Source organism: Tenacibaculum profundicola (genome assembly GCF_057220795.1).
Window position 1 is genome coordinate 786,442 of the sequence record NZ_CM170137.1, and the last position, 21,100, is coordinate 807,541.

The 21,100-nt window shown below is 31.5% G+C and carries 20 protein-coding genes; 4 read left to right on the top strand and 16 right to left on the bottom strand.

The window, feature by feature from the left end; genetic code table 11:
* Nucleotides 1-4: 4 nt before the first annotated feature.
* Nucleotides 5-1,375 (bottom strand): group II intron reverse transcriptase/maturase, encoded by a 1,371-nt coding sequence (gene ltrA / locus AC2TDS_RS03210; RefSeq protein ID WP_484737688.1) that lies wholly within the window; start codon nt 1,373-1,375, stop codon nt 5-7.
* 731 nt (nt 1,376-2,106) lie between these two features.
* Here ltrA (AC2TDS_RS03210) and AC2TDS_RS03215 point away from each other — a divergent pair.
* The gene (locus AC2TDS_RS03215) at nt 2,107-3,078 is read left to right on the top strand and encodes an IS110 family RNA-guided transposase (protein ID WP_484737689.1); all 972 of its coding nucleotides are present in this window, start codon (nt 2,107-2,109) and stop codon (nt 3,076-3,078) included.
* A 48-nt stretch (nt 3,079-3,126) separates the two neighbouring features.
* Here the strand turns inward: AC2TDS_RS03215 and AC2TDS_RS03220 are convergent, their stop codons facing one another.
* The 5 genes from AC2TDS_RS03220 to ltrA (AC2TDS_RS03240) form a co-directional block, all read right to left on the bottom strand.
* Nucleotides 3,127-3,690, bottom strand: coding sequence for a hypothetical protein (locus AC2TDS_RS03220; protein WP_484737690.1), 564 nt, complete (start codon nt 3,688-3,690; stop codon nt 3,127-3,129).
* Between the two features lie 115 nt (nt 3,691-3,805).
* Nucleotides 3,806-5,320 (bottom strand): IS1182 family transposase, encoded by a 1,515-nt coding sequence (locus tag AC2TDS_RS03225; protein ID WP_484737691.1) that lies wholly within the window; start codon nt 5,318-5,320, stop codon nt 3,806-3,808.
* Nucleotides 5,321-5,489: 169 nt separating this feature from the next.
* A complete protein-coding gene (locus tag AC2TDS_RS03230) occupies nt 5,490-5,702 on the bottom strand; it encodes a helix-turn-helix transcriptional regulator (protein WP_484737692.1) in 213 nt (70 codons plus the stop codon).
* Nucleotides 5,702-6,139, bottom strand: coding sequence for a hypothetical protein (locus AC2TDS_RS03235; RefSeq protein ID WP_484737693.1), 438 nt, complete (start codon nt 6,137-6,139; stop codon nt 5,702-5,704). The genes AC2TDS_RS03230 and AC2TDS_RS03235 overlap by 1 nt, the downstream gene beginning before the upstream one ends.
* Nucleotides 6,140-6,436: 297 nt before the next feature.
* Nucleotides 6,437-7,807, bottom strand: coding sequence for a group II intron reverse transcriptase/maturase (gene ltrA / locus AC2TDS_RS03240; RefSeq protein ID WP_484735906.1), 1,371 nt, complete (start codon nt 7,805-7,807; stop codon nt 6,437-6,439).
* A 730-nt stretch (nt 7,808-8,537) separates the two neighbouring features.
* On the opposite strand from ltrA (AC2TDS_RS03240), the gene AC2TDS_RS03245 reads away from it, so the two are divergent.
* Genes AC2TDS_RS03245 through AC2TDS_RS03255 form a run of 3 tightly spaced genes read left to right on the top strand, consistent with a single transcriptional unit; the run spans nt 8,538 to nt 10,452 of the window.
* Entirely contained in the window at nt 8,538-8,954 is a 417-nt protein-coding gene (locus AC2TDS_RS03245) for a tyrosine-type recombinase/integrase (protein ID WP_484737694.1), read from the top strand.
* Nucleotides 8,955-8,959: 5 nt separating this feature from the next.
* Nucleotides 8,960-9,298, top strand: coding sequence for a tyrosine-type recombinase/integrase (locus tag AC2TDS_RS03250; protein ID WP_484737695.1), 339 nt, complete (start codon nt 8,960-8,962; stop codon nt 9,296-9,298).
* A gap of 5 nt (nt 9,299-9,303) precedes the next feature.
* On the top strand, nt 9,304-10,452 hold the full coding sequence (locus tag AC2TDS_RS03255; RefSeq protein ID WP_484737696.1) for an IS91 family transposase: 1,149 nt from the start codon (nt 9,304-9,306) through the stop codon (nt 10,450-10,452).
* Between the two features lie 287 nt (nt 10,453-10,739).
* Here AC2TDS_RS03255 and AC2TDS_RS03260 read toward each other — a convergent pair whose 3' ends face one another.
* From AC2TDS_RS03260 to AC2TDS_RS03305, 10 genes are all read right to left on the bottom strand, one after another.
* On the bottom strand, nt 10,740-11,516 hold the full coding sequence (locus AC2TDS_RS03260; RefSeq protein ID WP_484737697.1) for a hypothetical protein: 777 nt from the start codon (nt 11,514-11,516) through the stop codon (nt 10,740-10,742).
* 95 nt (nt 11,517-11,611) lie between these two features.
* On the bottom strand, nt 11,612-13,126 hold the full coding sequence (locus AC2TDS_RS03265; protein ID WP_484737691.1) for an IS1182 family transposase: 1,515 nt from the start codon (nt 13,124-13,126) through the stop codon (nt 11,612-11,614).
* 146 nt (nt 13,127-13,272) lie between these two features.
* Nucleotides 13,273-13,629: a hypothetical protein gene (locus AC2TDS_RS03270; RefSeq protein WP_484737698.1), complete on the bottom strand. Its 357-nt coding sequence runs from the start codon at nt 13,627-13,629 to the stop codon at nt 13,273-13,275.
* Between the two features lie 1,838 nt (nt 13,630-15,467).
* Nucleotides 15,468-16,415, bottom strand: a complete 948-nt coding sequence (locus AC2TDS_RS03275; RefSeq protein ID WP_484737699.1) for a hypothetical protein — start codon at nt 16,413-16,415, stop codon at nt 15,468-15,470.
* Nucleotides 16,416-16,673: 258 nt separating this feature from the next.
* Entirely contained in the window at nt 16,674-17,528 is an 855-nt protein-coding gene (locus AC2TDS_RS03280) for an IS3 family transposase (protein ID WP_484738915.1), read from the bottom strand.
* Nucleotides 17,529-17,569: 41 nt separating this feature from the next.
* Nucleotides 17,570-17,881 (bottom strand): transposase, encoded by a 312-nt coding sequence (locus tag AC2TDS_RS03285; RefSeq protein ID WP_484735911.1) that lies wholly within the window; start codon nt 17,879-17,881, stop codon nt 17,570-17,572.
* A 58-nt stretch (nt 17,882-17,939) separates the two neighbouring features.
* A complete protein-coding gene (locus AC2TDS_RS03290) occupies nt 17,940-18,623 on the bottom strand; it encodes a hypothetical protein (protein WP_484737700.1) in 684 nt (227 codons plus the stop codon).
* A gap of 161 nt (nt 18,624-18,784) precedes the next feature.
* Nucleotides 18,785-19,756, bottom strand: coding sequence for a thioredoxin fold domain-containing protein (locus tag AC2TDS_RS03295; RefSeq protein ID WP_484737701.1), 972 nt, complete (start codon nt 19,754-19,756; stop codon nt 18,785-18,787).
* A 72-nt stretch (nt 19,757-19,828) separates the two neighbouring features.
* Nucleotides 19,829-20,353 carry a hypothetical protein gene (locus AC2TDS_RS03300; RefSeq protein ID WP_484737702.1) on the bottom strand — a complete coding sequence of 175 codons (525 nt, stop codon included), beginning with the start codon at nt 20,351-20,353 and terminating at the stop codon, nt 19,829-19,831.
* 157 nt (nt 20,354-20,510) lie between these two features.
* Nucleotides 20,511-21,032 carry a hypothetical protein gene (locus AC2TDS_RS03305; RefSeq protein WP_484737703.1) on the bottom strand — a complete coding sequence of 174 codons (522 nt, stop codon included), beginning with the start codon at nt 21,030-21,032 and terminating at the stop codon, nt 20,511-20,513.
* Nucleotides 21,033-21,100: the final 68 nt, after the last annotated feature.

The window sequence follows — 21,100 nt, forward strand, 5'->3', positions numbered from 1 at the left end:
TTCTTCATTCCGCTTTCGAGAGTGTCTTTAAGCGAGCATACTTTTCTATGTCTAGAAGATTATACAATCTAACTAATGTCTCATAGGGACGCTGGCGAAGCTTCCGATGTGCTTTTCGACCTTTTCTTTTCATCCATTTAAACAGTTGGTAATCCAATTGTTTCTTTATAACCTTGATCGTTTCCCAAATATGGGTCGTTTTACTTATTGAGTAATAATTCAACCAACCTAGAATTACCTTATTTAGTTTCCATACAATCCAGGGTATAGTCCAATGCCGTCGTTTATATAATGTATCCCGAAGCTTTCGGAATAGTTTACTCCGTGATTTATTACTAGGACGAATATTGGTATACTTCTTTTTGTTCCAACTAAATTTCGAGCGTATACTCCTAATTTCAAATCCTAGAAAGTAGAGACTGCTCTTGCTCGTATGTAATAACTTGGTTTTATTCGGGTTTAATCTTAGTCCCATATTCGATACTATTTTACCTAGATAACTTAGTATATCTTTACTGAAATACCATTTCCCCATTAGAAGAAAATCATCTGCAAAACGTACTATACTAATTTGTGAGTGGGCAAATTTACCTTTTGGATTTGTTACTATTTTGTCTAATTCATGCAAGTAGATGTTTGATAGTAGTGGAGAGATTACCCCTCCTTGTGGGCTTCCTTGTTTACTCTTTAATAACTCCTTTGTTTCTAATTGAATAGGAGCTCTTACCCATTGGTGAATTAATCCAAGTATCGAAGTATCTGAAATCTTTCGCTTTAAGCAAATAAACAGGCGGTCATGAGGGATACTATCAAAGTACTTCGATAAATCGGCATCCAGTACAAATTGATACCCTTCGTAGATATTTGTCTTTACCTGCTTTATTGCGTCTTTGGCACTTCGCTTGGGCCTGAACCCATAAGACGTAGCTATAAATTCAGTTTCCCATAGCGGTTCTATGGCCATTTTTACTGCCATTTGAACTATCCTATCTTTTATGGTAGGTATTCCTAATGACCGAAAAGATCCTTTCTCTTCTTTTGGTATCAAAACTCGTTTAATTAAATTGCTTCGGTACCGTTTCTCCCTTAATTCATTTTGTAAGTTTGTTAAGTAAGTCTGTAGACCTGATTGCTCGATACTAGCAATACTAACACCATCTACTCCCATTCCTTTTGTGTAGTTTTGTTTAACTCGATAGAATGCAGTGATTAGAAAATAGTCTAAACATATTTTATCATACAAACTATGTGCTACAAAACTGCTATCTCTCTTGGCTGTAATGTATAGCTTCCTTTGAAAAACACGAACTTTCTCATCGCATAACGATGGACTTACTAATAGATTTTCATCAATATAGGTCGTTCTGTTTTTCATATAAGCTTCTCTAAAGTAGAGCCCCTTTCCTAAATAGGGTTATGTTGTCCCTATAATTATCGGTACTATGAGCTCCTCCGACTTCTCTTATAACCATTGCTGGATTTCGTAATACTTATACCAGCATGTTTTGCCTTGCCAATGCTTATTATAAGAGACCTCCCACGTTCCGTATAAATCCATCTATAATCACGCCATCCCTATGACTCCGGCAACTCTTCCATAGTCTCGCGACTGTTTATCCTATGGAAGTGACAGGGTTCGAAGACCGTCAAAACTCTCCCCAAATTGCGAGTACACCTATCGAAGCTACTATGGGTTCACGTATTACACATTACGGCTTGATTATTTGTCCTCTAGAGCTTCAGCAAAACCCTCACGAGTCTAACTGTCTAGATTCCTTCAGAGTGAACAGCCAATTACTCTGGTGGGATTTACACCCACTGGATTTACACAACTTCGTGGCACACTAACGTTTTGTGTATGATGCGTATCCCGAAGGGTATGCATTATACACCTCTTAAGTTAGCATTTTATTATATTAGTTAGTTAATCATAAAGAACCAAAGAGTGGAATAAGGTTATGATACACGCAGAGACTTTGATTTCGTCAACATTGATAATCCCTACTCTTTTCTATGTCAAATTCGTTCAGTTCTATGAAGCTTTTAGACTTCGATTTTAAGTTGTTGAATTCACAATAGAGTGGCTCTTTACAATCCTTTTTTCTTATGAATAAAGATATAAAATATTTAGGAATAGACATTAGTAAAGATGTCTTTGATGTATACGATAATAACAAAACACATTATCAGTTTACCAATAGTATTTCAGGCTTTAAAAAGTTTGTAAAATTGTTAGATCCAAATACCATTTGTGTGATGGAAGCCACTGGATATTATCACAGTCGTTTGGCATACTTTTTACTAGATGCAGGTATCGGTGTTTGCGTGGTTAATCCATTAAAGATTAAACGCTATATCCAAATGAATCTATCAAAAATAAAAACCGATAAGAGTGATGCTAAAATGATTCAGCAATACGCAGAGGATTGTACTCCTAAACTTTGGACAGGGCAATCAAAAACCCAACAAGAAAACCTGCAAATAACTCGTATACTCAGTGTTTATATTAAACAAAGCACACAGCTAAAAAACAAAATACATGGAGAAGAAGTCTTAGGATATCCCTCAAAAGCGGTAGTAAGATCTATTAAAAGAAGTCTGAAAAATCTAGAAAAGGAGATGGAATTATTAGAAATAGAACTGCTAGAAAATGTAAAAAAAGAGTACCAAGAATCGTTAACGTTATTAAAAAGTATCCCTGGAATAGGAAATAAAACAGCTTTAATGTTACTGGTTTTTACCGATGGATTTGAGCGTTTTCACAGTGCAAAAGAACTATGTAGTTATGCTGGGCTAACGCCAATAATAAGACAAAGTGGAACCAGTGTTAAAGGACGTCCAAGAATTAGTAAAATGGGGAATCCTAAACTGAGAAATTTACTATTTATGTGCAGTTTTAATGCTTGTAAATACAACAGTGCTTGTAAGGCACTTTATGATAGAATTGTTGCTAAAGGGAAAAGCAAAAAACTTGCTTTAATAGCAGTGTGTAATAAACTATTAAAACAAGCATTTTCTATCGTTAAAAATGGTATCCCATACAATGGAGAATATAAAAGTACTGTAGTTGTAAATTAAAGTATTTTTACTTGGTTTTTACCTCAGTTCTTTGTTGGCAAGTCGTATTTATTTAAATTTTAATGAGTGAAATCCAACCATCATTAAGTCAGAATGTGTTTCCTTATTATTACTCATAAACGTCACAATAACGTCAGCAATATCATCTTTATGTAAGTACATAAACTGACCATATTTATATCCTTTACCAAATTCGCAATTGAATTCGAAGAAACAAGAACCACCAGCATCAGCATTAAATTCTTTCTTTACCGCTTGAGGAGGAAAAGGTCCGATATCATACATTTGTCCACCAGTCATATTTAACACATTTGCTTGTATTCGTCCTTTATAAATATTATTTGGTGGAATCATAATTGTGTTGCTGTCTTTGAGTGATTCTTCATACTGTTCAAGTGCAGGTTTTAATGACCAAATCGTATATCTAATTTCCATTGTTGAATCAGAGTTTATCACTGCGAATGAATATCCTAAATCACGATTCTCTTTTACATCTATGGTATTATAACCTTCTGGCATGGTAAACTGCAAACCTGAAGAATCACATATAGTTTCAAATTCTGAGAGTGTCAATTGATTTTGTCCATAACTGATACTAAAAAATAGGATCAAAGTTAAAATACTAATAATTTTTTTCATGCTGTTATTTTATGCTTGCCAACGAGAGTTTGCGCACAAACTCTGATTATTATTGTAAAAGTAGCTATTATTTCTTTTTTAGCTTGTTCTAAGGGTGCTTAATTATTAGTGGATTTACAACGAGGAAGTTACTTTTAAATAAATAGGGTCTTGTAAAGTCTAAAAATAGCTTGTATAGGTGCAAAATATGTCGGTCAAGCGCTTTTAGCTTGTTTTTTAGATCGTTTGGAGTAAAAATAGACATAAGTCTTCTAAGGTTGTAAACCATCATCATCAAATTAACTTCTGAAAGTACGTTTTCTTTGCCTTTCATAAGTGTAAAGGTAAATCCCCATTGTCGTTTTAAAGTGCCGAATTGATGTTCGGTTACTTGTTGCCTTAACCTATAATAGTCTGGATTTGAATCTACTCTTTTTTTATTATTCTCAAGGGCTTCTTGGTAAATGGATCGTTCAATAAATCGTCCGTTTTTATTGGTGGTACATTGTGCTCTAAGGTCACAATTTTTACAGGCTTGTCGGTTTTTATAATGTTTTACTTTATGCTTGTTTTTATTGTAAATAGTTCCGTTGGTTTTAAGTAGTTTATTAGCAGGACAGGTATAATAGTCTTGTTGTGGATTGTATTTAAAAATTTGCATATCATACAAGCCGTTGTTTTGAGAAGAATGTGCCTTTGGTGATGAAAATGTTGTAATGTTATTTTTGGTGCAAATATCAATGTGCTTCCCTGTTGTATAACCTTTATCTGTCAAAACATTCATCTGTTTCAATTTTAGTATTTTTTTTGCATCTAAAGCCATTGGAGACAGCGCATGAGTGTCGTTTACTGTTCCCGTATCGTTATTAATAAATAGGTTGTGTTTACTATCACATCCAGCCTGTATACAATAACCTACATTGATGATGTTTCGGTGTAGCACCACACTTCTGGCATCTGGATCGCTTAAACTTATTTGTGTTTGTTCACTATCAATAAGTTGCTTTTCTATGTTTATATAATTAAGTTTTTTATTATGCTGATACTCTATTTTATGTTTGATTTTTTCTTGTTTATCGAGCTCATCTTCTTGTTCTAATTGACTTAGGTATTCATTTATTTTATCATCAATATACTTGATATGCCTGTCAATTTTCTTTTGGTTAAAATTGTTTTTGAGTGCATTCTGAGCTCTAATTTTAAATGAATCTATTGCTATAGTTTGACCATCAATAAGCTCCATGTCTTTAAGCATTAGTACAAAATATCTAAAGGCCTGTTTAAATGCTTTTGAATTATCTTTTCTAAAGTAAGCAATTTTACGAGCTGATGGTTTGAGTCCTTTGATTAGCCAAATCACTTCCATATTAACCTGACAGGCATGTGCTAACTTGCGTGATGATCGTAAATGATTTTTGTAGCCGTACAACAATAGTTTCAATAAGTCTGTTGTGGCATATGGTGGACGTCCCTGACTTGCATGTTCATGCTTAAAACCTAAAGTATCTATTGGTAAACACGCTACAAACAAATCAACTATTCTAGCCCAAGAGTCTTGTTTTACAAATTCATCAAACGATATCATTTGTAATTGATTTCGGTCAAATCCTTGAATAAAATCCATATAAAAATTAGTGTTTAATTACACTATTAAAATACGAATAGTTAATCAAATTTAAAACCTTTATAGTAAGAGTTTTTGCGCAGTCTGACGATTTGTATAAGAATAGTAAGGGATTAAAATGCACTTACTTTTCGGTTTAGCACTTAGCCCTTATTATTTTTATATTTTGTTATGCATTGGCTTTCTCATTTTCGTCCAACTCAAAGAAGTCATTAACTGGTTTTTTAAATAAGTTCGAAAGTCTTAATGAAAGAACTGTTGAAGGTACATATCTGTTTTTTTCAATTGAACTTATAGTTTGACGTGATACTCCAATTTTATTTGCAAGTTCTTCTTGGGTTAAGTTTAATATTGCTCTTTCAATCTTTAGTCGATTTTTCATTATCTATGCATTTTTTTTAAATATTCAAAATAGAATACTTGAATGCTCAGTAATAGCCAAAGTATCATCCAATCACCAATTCCACTAAATGGTTCTTGTTTTTCTGTAAATACAAAATTTGCTAAATACGAAAATAAAGGATTGGTTATCGCAATAAATACAGCAAAGATAAAAGCAAAAGTAAAAGAGTGCATTCTTAAGTTTTTGACTAATTCGTCTTCAATTTTTTCTTTTGAGATTGAGACTATTAATAACCCAATTAATATAGAATACTTTGCAATTAATTTAAGATTAGTGTCTTTTGTTGTTAAAAATAGGGCGACAAACGCAATTCCAAATATTATCCAACCAACTTTTTTAAATTGATTCGACAATTGATATTTTTTTAGTTTGTCAATATTCTTTCTTTCGCACTCCATAATTGATTTTACATTCATAATTTTAAGTATTTTGTAGTAAGTTTTCTTTCCTTAATGGAAAGTGTGCTATTGTTAATGACAAATATACTTTACATTTTACAGTAAAAAAAATGTTTTCTCACTTATTTTTTTACTTATTATTAAATTAGAGTTGCGTTTTTTCTGCTTATGCAGTAGAGTAGAGCCTGATAGCTATCTCTATATTTTTTGTATTACTTGTTTTACCAAATATACAAAAACAAAATAGCTATCAGTGCCCCCTTCATCAAACCGTACATGAAGTTTTCCCTCATACGGCTTACCGAATAGAGTTCTTCATTCCGCTTTCGAGAGTGTCTTTAAGCGAGCATACTTTTCTATGTCCAGAAGATTATACAATCTTACTAATGTCTCATAGGGACGCTGGCGAAGCTTCCGATGTGCTTTTCGACCTTTTCTTTTCATCCATTTAAACAGTTGGTAATCCAATTGTTTCTTTATAACCTTGATCGTTTCCCAAATATGGGTCGTTTTACTTATTGAGTAATAATTTAACCAACCTAGAATTACCTTATTTAGTTTCCATACAATCCAGGGTATAGTCCAATGCCGTCGTTTATATAATGTATCCCGAAGCTTTCGGAATAGTTTACTCCGTGACTTATTACTAGGACGAATATTGGTATACTTCTTTTTGTTCCAACTAAATTTCGAGCGTATACTCCTAATTTCAAATCCTAGAAAGTAAAGACTGCTCTTGCTCGTATGTAATAACTTGGTTTTATTCGCGTTTAATCTTAATCCCATATTCGATACTATTTTACCTAGATAACTTAGTATATCTTTACTGAAATACCATTTCCCCATTAGAAGAAAATCATCTGCAAAACGTACTATACGAATTTGTGAGTGGGCAAATTTACCTTTTGGATTTGTTACTATTTTGTCTAATTCATGCAAGTAGATGTTTGATAGTAATGGAGAGATTACCCCTCCTTGTGGGCTTCCTTGTTTACTCTTTAATAACTCCTTTGTTTCTAATTGAATAGGAGCTCTTACCCATTGGTGAATTAATCCAAGTATCGAAGTATCTGAAATCTTTCGCTTTAAGCAAATAAACAGGCGGTCATGAGGGATACTATCAAAGTACTTCGATAAATCGGCATCCAGTACAAATTGATACCCTTCGTAGATATTTGTCTTTACCTGCTTTATTGCGTCTTTGGCACTTCGCTTGGGCCTGAACCCATAAGACGTAGCTATAAATTCAGTTTCCCATAGCGGTTCTATGGCCATTTTTACTGCCATTTGAACTATCCTATCTTTTATGGTAGGTATTCCTAATGACCGAAAAGATCCTTTCTCTTCTTTTGGTATCAAAACTCGTTTAATTAAATTGCTTCGGTACCGTTTCTCCCTTAATTCATTTTGTAAGTTTGTTAAGTAAGTCTGTAGACCTGATTGCTCGATACTAGCAATACTAACACCATCTACTCCCATTCCTTTTGTGTAGTTTTGTTTAACTCGATAGAATGCAGTGATTAGAAAATAGTCTAAACATATTTTATCATACAAACTATGTGCTACAAAACTGCTATCTCTCTTGGCTGTAATGTATAGCTTCCTTTGAAAAACACGAACTTTCTCATCGCATAACGATGGACTTACTAATAGATTTTCATCAATATAGGTCGTTCTGTTTTTCATATAAGCTTCTCTAAAGTAGAGCCCCTTTCCTAAATAGGGTTATGTTGTCCCTATAATTATCGGTACTATGAGCTCCTCCGACTTCTCTTATAACCATTGCTGGATTTCGTAATACTTATACCAGCATGTTTTGCCTTGCCAATGCTTATTATAAGAGACCTCCCACGTTCCGTATAAATCCATCTATAATCACGCCATCCCTATGACTCCGGCAACTCTTCCATAGTCTCGCGACTGTTTATCCTATGGAAGTGACAGGGTTCGAAGACCGTCAAAACTCTCCCCAAATTGCGAGTACACCTATCGAAGCTACTATGGGTTCACGTATTACACATTACGGCTTGATTATTTGTCCTCTAGAGCTTCAGCAAAACCCTCACGAGTCTAACTGTCTAGATTCCTTCAGAGTGAACAGCCAATTACTCTGGTGGGATTTACACCCACTGGATTTACACAACTTCGTGGCACACTAACGTTTTGGCTAAGCTGCGTTTTAATGCAGTTTAGGTGGTGTTGAACTAATCCTCGTACCTCGGAAGCTTTTTTCAACAATCTAAAAATACTTAAATTTATCAATCAAAATTAAATATTATGTATAAAAAAAAGTAAAACCATTTTAGAAACTGCTGTAGAGCAAACTCCAACCTTTTCAAATTTAGTAACTCGATTAACAAAAAGCTTTGCTATTAACGGTAAATCCACTAGTACTTTAAACAATTACCTAAGGTGTTTGGCACATCTGTCTATATACTACAAATCCAGTCCTGAGATTTTAGATATCGAACAGATTAACGATTATCTTTTTTATTGTCAAAACCTTCACAAATCGCCTTCTGAGAGTTTTTTTAAGCATACCATTTTCGGACTTCGTGCGGCTTACAAGGTCATGGGGATGGAACAAAAAAGAGTACAACTACCACAAATTAAAAAACAAAAAGGCCTACCCATAGTACTTAACAAACAAGAAGTACGTGAACTATTAAAAGCACCTAAGTTTTTAAAACATCGTCTTATGCTTGGACTTATCTATGGTTGTGGTTTACGAAGCTATGAACTCTGTGATTTACTCCTATCGGATGTTGATTTTAATCGTCAAACATTATTTGTTAGAAAAAAAAAGGAAAAACAGATCGATATCTTCCTTTAAGTAAAATGCTAATTAGAGGATTACAGAATTACCTCGAAACAGAAAAACCTGTTAAATACCTTTTTAACAGTCAAGTCACTAAAAATGGACTCCCTCAACCTATATCTGTCAGAGCCATACAATGGGTTATTAAAGAAAGTAGCGCTAAGGTCAATACCAAAAAAAAATTCACAGCCCACACCCTACGTCATTCCTTTGCTACACACTTATTAGAAGATGGTCTTAATATCATGAGTGTTAAGGAACTCCTAGGCCACGCTCATATACAAACCACTATCATCTATCTGCATGTTGCCAATACAGGAAGTTCCAGAAAATTTAGTCCCTTAGACACCTTATACTAAAGGTAATGTTCCCTAAACATACCGTAGCGGATGTATTGAATATACAAGTAGAGCATCTAAAAGAATTAACCAGCAGTAGCTGGCATGAAAGAACCTTACACGCCATTAGAAAATGCCGTACCAAAGCCCTTGGCGGACATTTAGATTGGTGTAAAGCCTGTAACAAATTACATTTACAATTCAACTCCTGTCGTAATAGGCATTGTACCACTTGCCAAGGACATAAACAACAACTATGGATTCAAGCTAGAACCAAAGAACTATTACCGGTGCCCTATTTTCATGTGGTGTTTACCTTACCCGATACTCTAAATCCAGTAGCTGTTCAATATCCTAAACAGATCTATAAAATGCTATTTGATGCCGCTTGGGAAACTTTAACTGCTTTTGGTGATAACCCCAAACATCTTGGTGCTAAAATGGGAATGATAGCCGTATTACATACTTGGGGGCAAAATCTGAGTTTACACCCACATTTGCATTGTATTGTTCCCAAAGGAGGTGTTACTAAAGCAGGATATTGGAAAAAAGGGAACCACAAAGACGATTTCCTATTCAGTGTAAAGGCAATAAGTATAAAATTTAGAGGTGTCTTTGTGGCTAAACTACGTAAAGTAATTCCAGATGTAGACCAATCATTATATGATGATTTGTTTAAAAACAAATGGGTTGTTTATGCAAAGCCTCCCTTTGGAAAACCAGAAAATGTAATAGAATATTTAGGGAGATATACTCATAAAATAGCCATTAGTAATCACCGAATAATAGCTATTAATAAAGAAGAGAAAACAGTGGCTTTTCGTATCAAAGACTATCGTAAAAATGGACAAAAAACCATCCTAACTTTAAAGATTAAAGAGTTTATTCGACGGTTTCAATTGCATATTCTACCCAAAGGATTTACCAGAATTAGACATTATGGAATTTTAAGTAGTAGTTGGAAAAAAGTAAAGTTACCAAGATTACAATTGCTATTAGCAGATAAAGAGCTAGATACTATTGACCTATTTATCCCTACTGAGAAAAGTGTACACAGATGTTGCCCGAGTTGTAAAAAAGCAAGCTTAATTACATTGCTAACTTTTGACTCTAGAGGACCTCCAAAAAACTATCTAAAAATAGCTAAACATAAAATTAAAAAATACATGACTTAAAAAATGACATTAAAAAAGTGTCCTAGACAATTAATGCCTATATTTAAGAAAAAACCAAATAAACAAGCAGATTAAGCTATGAATTTTACAATCAGAAAGAAAAAGTAACAAATTATAAACTAAGACACATAAAAATAGCTAAACTTCTCTTAGAAAATAACGAATCTTCAATTACTAAAATAATACAAAATTATCGTTTTACCCCTTACTGTCAACGGATCAGTCAACAGGGCATATAGCGTTAGCCTATCGGCACGCCATATGCTTAGTTATTGCCAGTAGTTATTTTATCTCCTATAAATTATTGTTCTTTTAAATATGGCATTTTTCACCCATTTCCCATTTTTCAACATATATCGTTTTTTTCTTTTCCAATTACCAAATTTGTCATACTTGTACTCAAATTTAAAAAGTTTAGATTGTAATAAATCTCCATATTCATTCCTTAAGTCATTATTATCTGATTTCGAAAAATCAATTTTCCCAGAACTGACTGATTTAACTTCTCCAAATTCGTTATAAACAGTTCTTTTCGTTAAATTATTTTCATAATCATATTCTGCTGTTTCCTTTCCATAAGATATTGAGTTTTCAATAAGTTTCAGTTCTATTGGATGCCCTCTTTCATTATTTTTAATATTTGTAATTCTATAAATTTTGTTATTTCTTTTGTTTATTATTTTAGTTAAAAATGTATTTCCATCATATTCATAATAAGTCGTTGTTGTATTTCTAACATAAGGTTGACTCATTTGAACTCTTCTTGTTAATGAGTGAGTTTGAGTTGAATCATAAGTAATTGTAAAACGAGTTTTACGATTATATTTTTCATTAAACCTATCTTCTTTAATAACTCGACTACTATCATTTAATATTATTGTAGATGTTTCAATTTCTGTATCATTCTTGTTAAAAAATGTAATGTGTTTGATAATTTTTTTTACACTCTTAATTTTTTTTAAATCTAATCTATCATCGTGATGTAATGCAGAATAAATATTTTGTCCTAATAAAAATTGAAAATTTGAAAAAAGGATGAAAATAAGTACTATATTTTTATTCATTTTAGGTGCAATTTATTGATTACTGGCAACGGGAGTTTGCGCACAAACTCTGATTATTATTGTAAAAGTAGCTATTATTTCTTTTTTAGCTTGTTCTAAGGGTGCTTAATTATTAGTGGATTTACAACGAGGAAGTTACTTTTAAATAAATAGGGTCTTGTAAAGTCTAAAAATAGCTTGTATAGGTGCAAAATATGTCGGTCAAGCGCTTTTAGCTTGTTTTTTAGATCGTTTGGAGTAAAAATAGACATAAGTCTTCTAAGGTTGTAAACCATCATCATCAAATTAACTTCTGAAAGTACGTTTTCTTTGCCTTTCATAAGTGTAAAGGTAAATCCCCATTGTCGTTTTAAAGTGCCGAATTGATGTTCGGTTACTTGTTGCCTTAACCTATAATAGTCTGGATTTGAATCTACTCTTTTTTTATTATTCTCAAGGGCTTCTTGGTAAATGGATCGTTCAATAAATCGTCCGTTTTTATTGGTGGTACATTGTGCTCTAAGGTCACAATTTTTACAGGCTTGTCGGTTTTTATAATGTTTTACTTTATGCTTGTTTTTATTGTAAATAGTTCCGTTGGTTTTAAGTAGTTTATTAGCAGGACAGGTATAATAGTCTTGTTGTGGATTGTATTTAAAAATTTGCATATCATACAAGCCGTTGTTTTGAGAAGAATGTGCCTTTGGTGATGAAAATGTTGTAATGTTATTTTTGGTGCAAATATCAATGTGCTTCCCTGTTGTATAACCTTTATCTGTCAAAACATTCATCTGTTTCAATTTTAGTATTTTTTTTGCATCTAAAGCCATTGGAGACAGCGCATGAGTGTCGTTTACTGTTCCCGTATCGTTATTAATAAATAGGTTGTGTTTACTATCACATCCAGCCTGTATACAATAACCTACATTGATGATGTTTCGGTGTAGCACCACACTTCTGGCATCTGGATCGCTTAAACTTATTTGTGTTTGTTCACTATCAATAAGTTGCTTTTCTATGTTTATATAATTAAGTTTTTTATTATGCTGATACTCTATTTTATGTTTGATTTTTTCTTGTTTATCGAGCTCATCTTCTTGTTCTAATTGACTTAGGTATTCATTTATTTTATCATCAATATACTTGATATGCCTGTCAATTTTCTTTTGGTTAAAATTGTTTTTGAGTGCATTCTGAGCTCTAATTTTAAATGAATCTATTGCTATAGTTTGACCATCAATAAGCTCCATGTCTTTAAGCATTAGTACAAAATATCTAAAGGCCTGTTTAAATGCTTTTGAATTATCTTTTCTAAAGTAAGCAATTTTACGAGCTGATGGTTTGAGTCCTTTGATTAGCCAAATCACTTCCATATTAACCTGACAGGCATGTGCTAACTTGCGTGATGATCGTAAATGATTTTTGTAGCCGTACAACAATAGTTTCAATAAGTCTGTTGTGGCATATGGTGGACGTCCCTGACTTGCATGTTCATGCTTAAAACCTAAAGTATCTATTGGTAAACACGCTACAAACAAATCAACTATTCTAGCCCAAGAGTCTTGTTTTACAAATTCATCAAACGATATCATTTGTAATTGATTTCGGTCAAATCCTTGAATAAAATCCATATAAAAATTAGTGTTTAATTACACTATTAAAATACGAATAGTTAATCAAATTTAAAACCTTTATAGTAAGAGTTTTTGCGCAGTCTGACGGTTTGGCTAAGCTGCGTTTTAATGCAGTTTAGGTGGTGTTAGCAAATGTTTATTATTTAGATTTTCCAACTTTTTGGTAAATATTTATACAAGCCTCTGTCGTAAGCATTCCAATATAATAAATCACTTACGTTCCAAAAAACAAATATTTTTTTTCCAATTTTAAAAGGTTTATTTGTACTGTTGGCATATCTTAATTTTCTGATTATGTAATCTCCATCATCTAATTCAATTTTTACATATGGATAATTTAGAAGGGTGTAATCGTTTCTCATAGGTCCTTTTTCTTTTCTATAATCTACAACTTCTGCACTAATTTTTTTTGAACCATTCCTCAATTTGATGTGCTCAATTTTAGAGTTGGTTAAAAATAAGATTATAATTATCAATATTATTAAAATGCTCCAAATCATTTTTTTCCCTTTTATAGATTCTTCAATTTCTATTTTTCCCTGTTTGTGAACTTCACACCTAATAGATTACAAATTTTCAAATGTATGATGCTTCCTCCAATATTTGCTAACGTTTGTGTAATAACAGTGCCGTGAAATGCGGCTGGAACTTAGCGCGCAAAGGCAGGCATTGGTTTTACATGTTGTTATGTATGGATAGCGACACGTATTGATTGGCGACAAATACACACATAACTTTTAATTTATTTTTAAAGAAGCTTTGTACAAAAGACGAAGCTTACACTTGGCTTATACAAAACTAACTCAACCAAAGATAAAAAATAGGTTTTATAATTCTGACCTTAATTTTTATCGTTTAATATCAATCCTAAAATCTTTATAAATGCTTACAAAATCACAGTCTTATTCTCATTCATTATAGTAAGCAATTTTTAGTTTTTGTTCTTATCCTCTATCCACCCAAATTGGAATTTATTTGTTTTCAAAACCATTCAGAGCGGTCATACATAACGTTTGTGTAATAACAGTGCCGTGAAATGCGGCTGGAACTTAGCGCGCAAAGGCAGGCATTGGTTTTACATGTTGTTATGTATGGATAGCGACACGTATTGCTTGGCGACAAATACACACATAACTTTTATTTTTTTTTAAAGAAGCTTTGTACAAAGCCGAAACCTACACTTGTTTTATACAAAACTAACTCAACCAAAGATAAAAAATAGGTTTTATAATTCTGACCTTAATTTTTATCGTTTAATATCAATCCTAAAATCTGTATAAATGCTTACAAAATTACAGTCTTATTCTCATTCATTATAGTAAGCAATTTTTAGTTTTTGTTCTTATCCTCTATCCACCCAAATTGGAATTTATTTGTTTTCAAAACCATTCAGAGCGGTCATACATAACGTTTGTGTAATAACAGTGCCGTGAAATGCGGCTGGAACTTAGCGCGCAAAGGCAGGCATTGGTTTTACATGTTGTTATGTATGGATAGCGACACGTATTGCTTGGCGACAAATACACACATAACTTTTATTTTTTTTTAAAGAAGCTTTGTACAAAAGACGAAGCCTACACTTGGCTTATACAAAACTAACTCAACCAAAGATAAAAAATAGGCTTTATAATTCTGACCTTAATTTTTATCGTTTAATATCAATCCTAAAATCTTTATAAATGCTTACAAAATCACAGTCTTATTCTCATTCATTATAGTAAGCAATTTTTAGTTTTTGTTCTTATCCTCTATCCACCCAAATTGGAATTTATTTGTTTTCAAAACCATTCAGAGCGGTCATACATAACGTTTGTGTAATAACAGTGCCGTAAAATGCGGCTGGAACTTAGCGCGCAAAGGCAGGCATTGGTTTTACATGTTGTTATGTATGAATAGCGACACGTATTGATTGGCGACAAATACACACATAACTTTTATTTTTTTTAAAAGAAGCTTTCTACAAAAGCCGAAGCCTACACTTGGCTTATACAAAACTAACTCAACCAAAGATAAAAAATAGGTTTTATAATTCTGACCTTAATTTTTATCGTTTAATATCAAACCTAAAATCTTTATAAATGCTTACAAAATCACAGTCTTATTATCATTCATTATAGTAAGCAATTTTTAGTTTTTGTTCTTATCTTTTATCCACCCAAATTGGAATTTATTTGTTTTCAAAACCATTCAGAGCGGTCATACATAACGTTTTTGTATATGGTTTGTTGCGTGGTTTAGCACGTAATTTAGCAAATAAAAACCGAATAGAAAATCTGCGAGGATTTTCGTAAGTAGGCTAGAACTAGCAATAAATTATATACGATGTTACCACACGTTTTTATTCCACTATTTGTCGAATTAATTCTTGGTCAACAATTTCCGTATTCAGTTTTATATATCTAAATGATTTTACTTTTGAGTTGTTAAGTTCAATAATCAAAACCTTATTTTTATTCGAGTACACAATTCCGTTATCAAAATTCAGATAATCAGTTCCAAATTCCGATTCCAATTCCGATTTTGTTAATCCGTAAAGATTGGCTTTTCCTAAATCAGAATCTGGATTAAAAATTCTAAATTCAATTAAAGTTTCTGTTTGGTTTTCGTAAGTGTGTTTATTTTTTCCGTGTTTAAAAACAATAAATTGATCTATTTTAATTGACTCCTTTTTAAAGTCAGGATAATAATAAACATAGAAAATTGAATCTTTAATTCTCGGTTGAAAATAGTATTCAGTTCCTTTGGTTACGCTTGTTGTAAATTCCATTCCTTTCTTTTTCTTAAAATCTAAAAGGTCAATTGGATTATCAAGAAACTCAACTAAATTAGAGTTTAAATCATTTTCAGATTCATATCCGTGAACATTCCAAGTTTTTAGAAAATCGTAACCTTTATGTTTTAAATAGGTTATTCCGTCTATTTTGAATTTTGTTTTGGTTAAAGATTCGATTTCGGTTGTGTCAGAACCTCCCAAACTAACAAATTCCATTTGTACTTTACCATTCAATTTTATCAATCCAGCTAAAGTTGGACAAGATTTTATTGGTAATGATTCAGTTCGTTTAATTTCTTCAGTAAATGGGATTGTTTCCCAAGTTGCAAAATTTTTCTTTTTATGAAAATCCAACCAAAGTATATTTTCAGATTCAATGTGATTTTCGGGAATCCAAAATCCGTTTAGATTTTCACGTACAGAATCTAATTCGGTCAAATCAATTTCATAATCGTTTTCCACAACAACTAAATTCTGTTTTGGATTTGAACATCCAAGAAGTAAAAAAGTCAAAATCGATATGTAAATTATTAATCTCAAGTTGTGTTGTTCAAATGTGTGGTAACGTTTTGGCTAAGCTGCGTTTTAATGCAGTTTAGGTGGTGTTGCCAGTAGTTATTTTATCTCCTATAAATTATTGTTCTTTTAAATATGGCATTTTTCACCCATTTCCCATTTTTCAACATATATCGTTTTTTTCTTTTCCAATTACCAAATTTGTTGTTTTGACCCCTATAAAACAAGAGTAATCTTTTAAATTTCGATTATTAATTAAGCTACTGTTTTTTGCATTAAAATTAAGCGTTTGTCTTGGTTCCATTTTTCCATAGGAGTTATTCTTCCTAATAACCCATGGTGCCTTGTGTTGTTATAGAAAATCACGTACCTTTTTAGTATTTGTTCTATTTCTCCGAAAGTTCTATACTCAAATCGTTGAAAGACTTCTTTTTTCAGTATTCCATGATACGCTTCTACATGTGCATTTTCTTCTGGTGTAGCTACATGAGTAAACTCCTGGCTCACACCTATTAATTCTAAGTACTCACGAACACTTTTAGCTATAAATTGACTTCCATTATCACTTCTAATAACAATATTTTCAGGATATTGGTGTTGCTCAAGCATAAGGGAAAGGAGTGTTATTACTTGTTGTTGTTTTATAGAAAAAGAAAAATAGTCTTTTAAGATTCTACGAGTATGTACATCAATTATCGAGAGTAAATAAGCATTTTTACCTACACTAGGAATCCATACCATCTTTATATCCATTTCTAAACACTCCATTGGACGTGAGGTCATTACTTTTCTATATTTCACAAACTTCCGACCAGAACCACTTCTGTTTATTCTGTGTTCTAATTTTAACATATTAGCTTGTTTCATTATTCGATACAGCTTTTTATGATTTATTATATAGCCTTCTTTCTTTAAATAAGAACACATTAATCGATATCCACAGTCTATAAATTCATGACTTAAAATATTTTTAATTGAAGTTATAACGTCTGCTTGGTCTACCAGCCCTTTAGTGTTATGATAAGTAAGTTTAGAAGGTTTATTTCCTTTCTTACCACCACTAGATGCTCTATAATAACTACTCTCTACCATACCAACCATTTTAATGATTTTAGTTTTACTACACTTATGCTTTTTATAAGTAAGATCTACTAAATCTTTCTTGGATCTGACGTCCCAAACTTTTTTTTTAAAAGTTCTCGTTGCACTTCTAGTTCAATCTCTCTATCGCTAAGTAATTTACGGAGTACTCGATTCTCTTCTTCTGCAGCTCTTAATTCTTTACTCTTAGTCTCATAAGTAACTTTTAAACCTGCTTCTCCTTGGTGGTCAAACTTCTTTCTCCAACTATAAAAAGTACCTGTACTAACTCCATACTTTCGACAAGCTTCTACTATACCTATCTCTTCTGAACTAGATAGTATTTCCAACTTCTGAGCTAAACTCCATTTCTTGTATTTCATATCTCAAATATATTAGTTTGAAATTTAAAAGAACACTCCGAACTTATTGGGGGCTAAATTATTTGTCATACTTGTACTCAAATTTAAAAAGTTTAGATTGTAATAAATCTCCATATTCATTCCTTAAGTCATTATTATCTGATTTCGAAAAATCAATTTTCCCAGAACTGACTGATTTAACTTCTCCAAATTCGTTATAAACAGTTCTTTTCGTTAAATTATTTTCATAATCATATTCTGCTGTTTCCTTTCCATAAGATATTGAGTTTTCAATAAGTTTCAGTTCTATTGGATGCCCTCTTTCATTATTTTTAATATTTGTAATTCTATAAATTTTGTTATTTCTTTTGTTTATTATTTTAGTTAAAAATGTATTTCCATCATATTCATAATAAGTCGTTGTTGTATTTCTAACATAAGGTTGACTCATTTGAACTCTTCTTGTTAATGAGTGAGTTTGAGTTGAATCATAAGTAATTGTAAAACGAGTTTTACGATTATATTTTTCATTAAACCTATCTTCTTTAATAACTCGACTACTATCATTTAATATTATTGTAGATGTTTCAATTTCTGTATCATTCTTGTTAAAAAATGTAATGTGTTTGATAATTTTTTTTACACTCTTAATTTTTTTTAAATCTAATCTATCATCGTGATGTAATGCAGAATAAATATTTTGTCCTAATAAAAATTGAAAATTTGAAAAAAGGATGAAAATAAGTACTATATTTTTATTCATTTTAGGTGCAATTTATTGATTACTGGCAACGGTTGGGGTATGGTTTGTTGTGGTGTTTTGGTTCTAATTTAGCAAATAAAATCTAGACTTTGGTTAAACTGTTATTTTTCCAAAAAAGCACTTCAACAACAATAAACTATACCCATTGTTGCCACAAGTAGTTATTCAATAAATTTAGTAAAAGTATCTAAATCAGAATATCCTTGTTTCTTTATAATTTCTCCGTTTTCATCTATGATAACAAAGTAAGGTTGAAATCCTGATTTAAATTTAGTTACTTGTAATTCATAGTTTTTTCTACCAACAGTTTTTATAACTCTGCCTCTTCTTGATTTAATCCATTCCTTTTCAGGTAGAGGTGTATCATCATCCACATACACACTAACAAAGTTAAAGTCAGTTTTTAACTTATCAATTATATCCCTTTTTGATAATACCCTTTGTTCCATTTTTACAGCATTTACACACGCATAACCTGTGAAATACATTAATAGTGGTTTTTTATTTTTTTTACTTTTTTCTAACAGTTTTTCATAGTCTATTTCACCATAATTTTCAAAAATTTTGTTTTGGCTATATTCTATGGGTTGAATTTTTATATTGTTTTTAGAAGTGTTATTTTTCTCAATTCTTTCTAGTATTTGTTTATAGATTTCGTCTTTATTAGAGTTGCTTTTTAACTCAATGAATATTTCTTCTATGTATTTATCTGGTATTTCTAACTTCTTAAGTATTAATTTGTCTGATTCCCAGTTTTTAATATTAGCCTCTTTTTTAGTAAAATCAATTAACATTTTATATTTAGGCTTGATATTATTTTGATAGTTTTCTGTTTCTGTAATTAATAATAGTTTTTCTAAAATAGTATTGTAAGTATAAGGCTCAGTATTTTCTTTAGCCAATATGTCTATAATAATGTTAGTCATAATGGGACTATTATTAAAAATATCTAAATCTGTTTTATCTAATCCACACTCTTCAAGTGAATTCAGTTTTTGAGCAAATCTTAATAAGCTTTCTTTATCATTAGGGTTAAGTTGAACTTTTTCATTCAGAATTTCACTATTACAATCATTTTGACAAAAAATAAGGTGAGTGTTTAAAAGTATTATTATTAAGAGTAGTTTTTTCATTCTTCTATTTGTGGTAACGTTTCGTGTAAAATGCGTTTTAATGCAATTTTACACTTTGTTGTAAAACGTTTTTTAATTCAGTTTTGCTTTTAGTTTATCCCAAAAAGTGACTCTTTCGTTTGGTTCGTCATTTTTCGTAAATTTTATTTTATTCCAATGTTTATCTAAATCCTTAACTGTTTTAATTTTCAGACCTTTGATATTGATTTCAGTCAATCCAGTTTCTAAATCAGCTTTCATACTTCTATACCAAGCTTCATTTGCCTCTTCATTATTTGTTATTACAACTCCCTTTATTTGTGATTCAAATTCAATTGTTAGTTTCTTCCACAATTCTGAATCTTTTTCGTCAGTATTGTAAGAGATTGTTGGTTTTTCATTTTCTATTTCATTCACATATTGAATAATTTCCATGAACATTTTAGTCTTTTGGTTTTCATTCAAATTAGTGTCGCTTAAATCTCTCAAACAAATATTTCTTCCACCAAACAAAGTTGAATCAAAACCATATTCCTTTCCGTTCAGATTGTAATAAATTTCCTCTCCACGAGAACCAAATTTAATATGAGAAAATTGGTTTGATTTATCTGTTTTCATTTTTTTTTGTTAAATGTTTTACAACGGTTTGGCTATGCCCAGTAAGGGATTTCAAAGCACTTCCGTTTCAATTTATTACTAGTTTTCATTACTGGCATTTACTTTCAAATTACTACTAAAACCCTTATTGGGTATAGCCTTTGTTGTGCTTTCGTGCTTATTCTTTTTTTTCCATTTCTTTCATATTGAACATTACTCCTGCTTCATCAATAGGCGTATTACATACAAATTTTTCAGCATACTTTTTATTTATTAAAGGTCTTGTAAACTCCATTGGTTGTTCTCCTTTAATATCCACAGCCATAAATATAGAGTCATTTCGCCTAAAAAACTCAAAATTATATGCATGTCCTTCAGGATATGAACTTTTGAAGTCAGTATAAATAAAATGTCTAAATGAGTAATAGTATGAGTCATCATAAATGACCAAGAAATCATTTTCCCCAAAGTCGGTTTCAAGATTTCCTTTGTCATTTCCGTTAAAAACTGTTTTTAAGTTTGTCGAAAATAGTTCAAGGTCATTTTCTCTATTAATTGAAGTAAATCCTTTTCTAATTTCAACTTTGTCTATTGATAGACCATCATTTGTCTCTACTATTATTTGATTGTCATTTTTAGAACAACCAATCAGCAAGATGAAAGAAATAATCAGAAATCCGTATTTATTTTTCTTGTTCATATTTTTCTCTGCATGAAGCACAACGTTTGTGTAATAACAGTGCCGTGAAATGCGGCTGGAACTTAGCG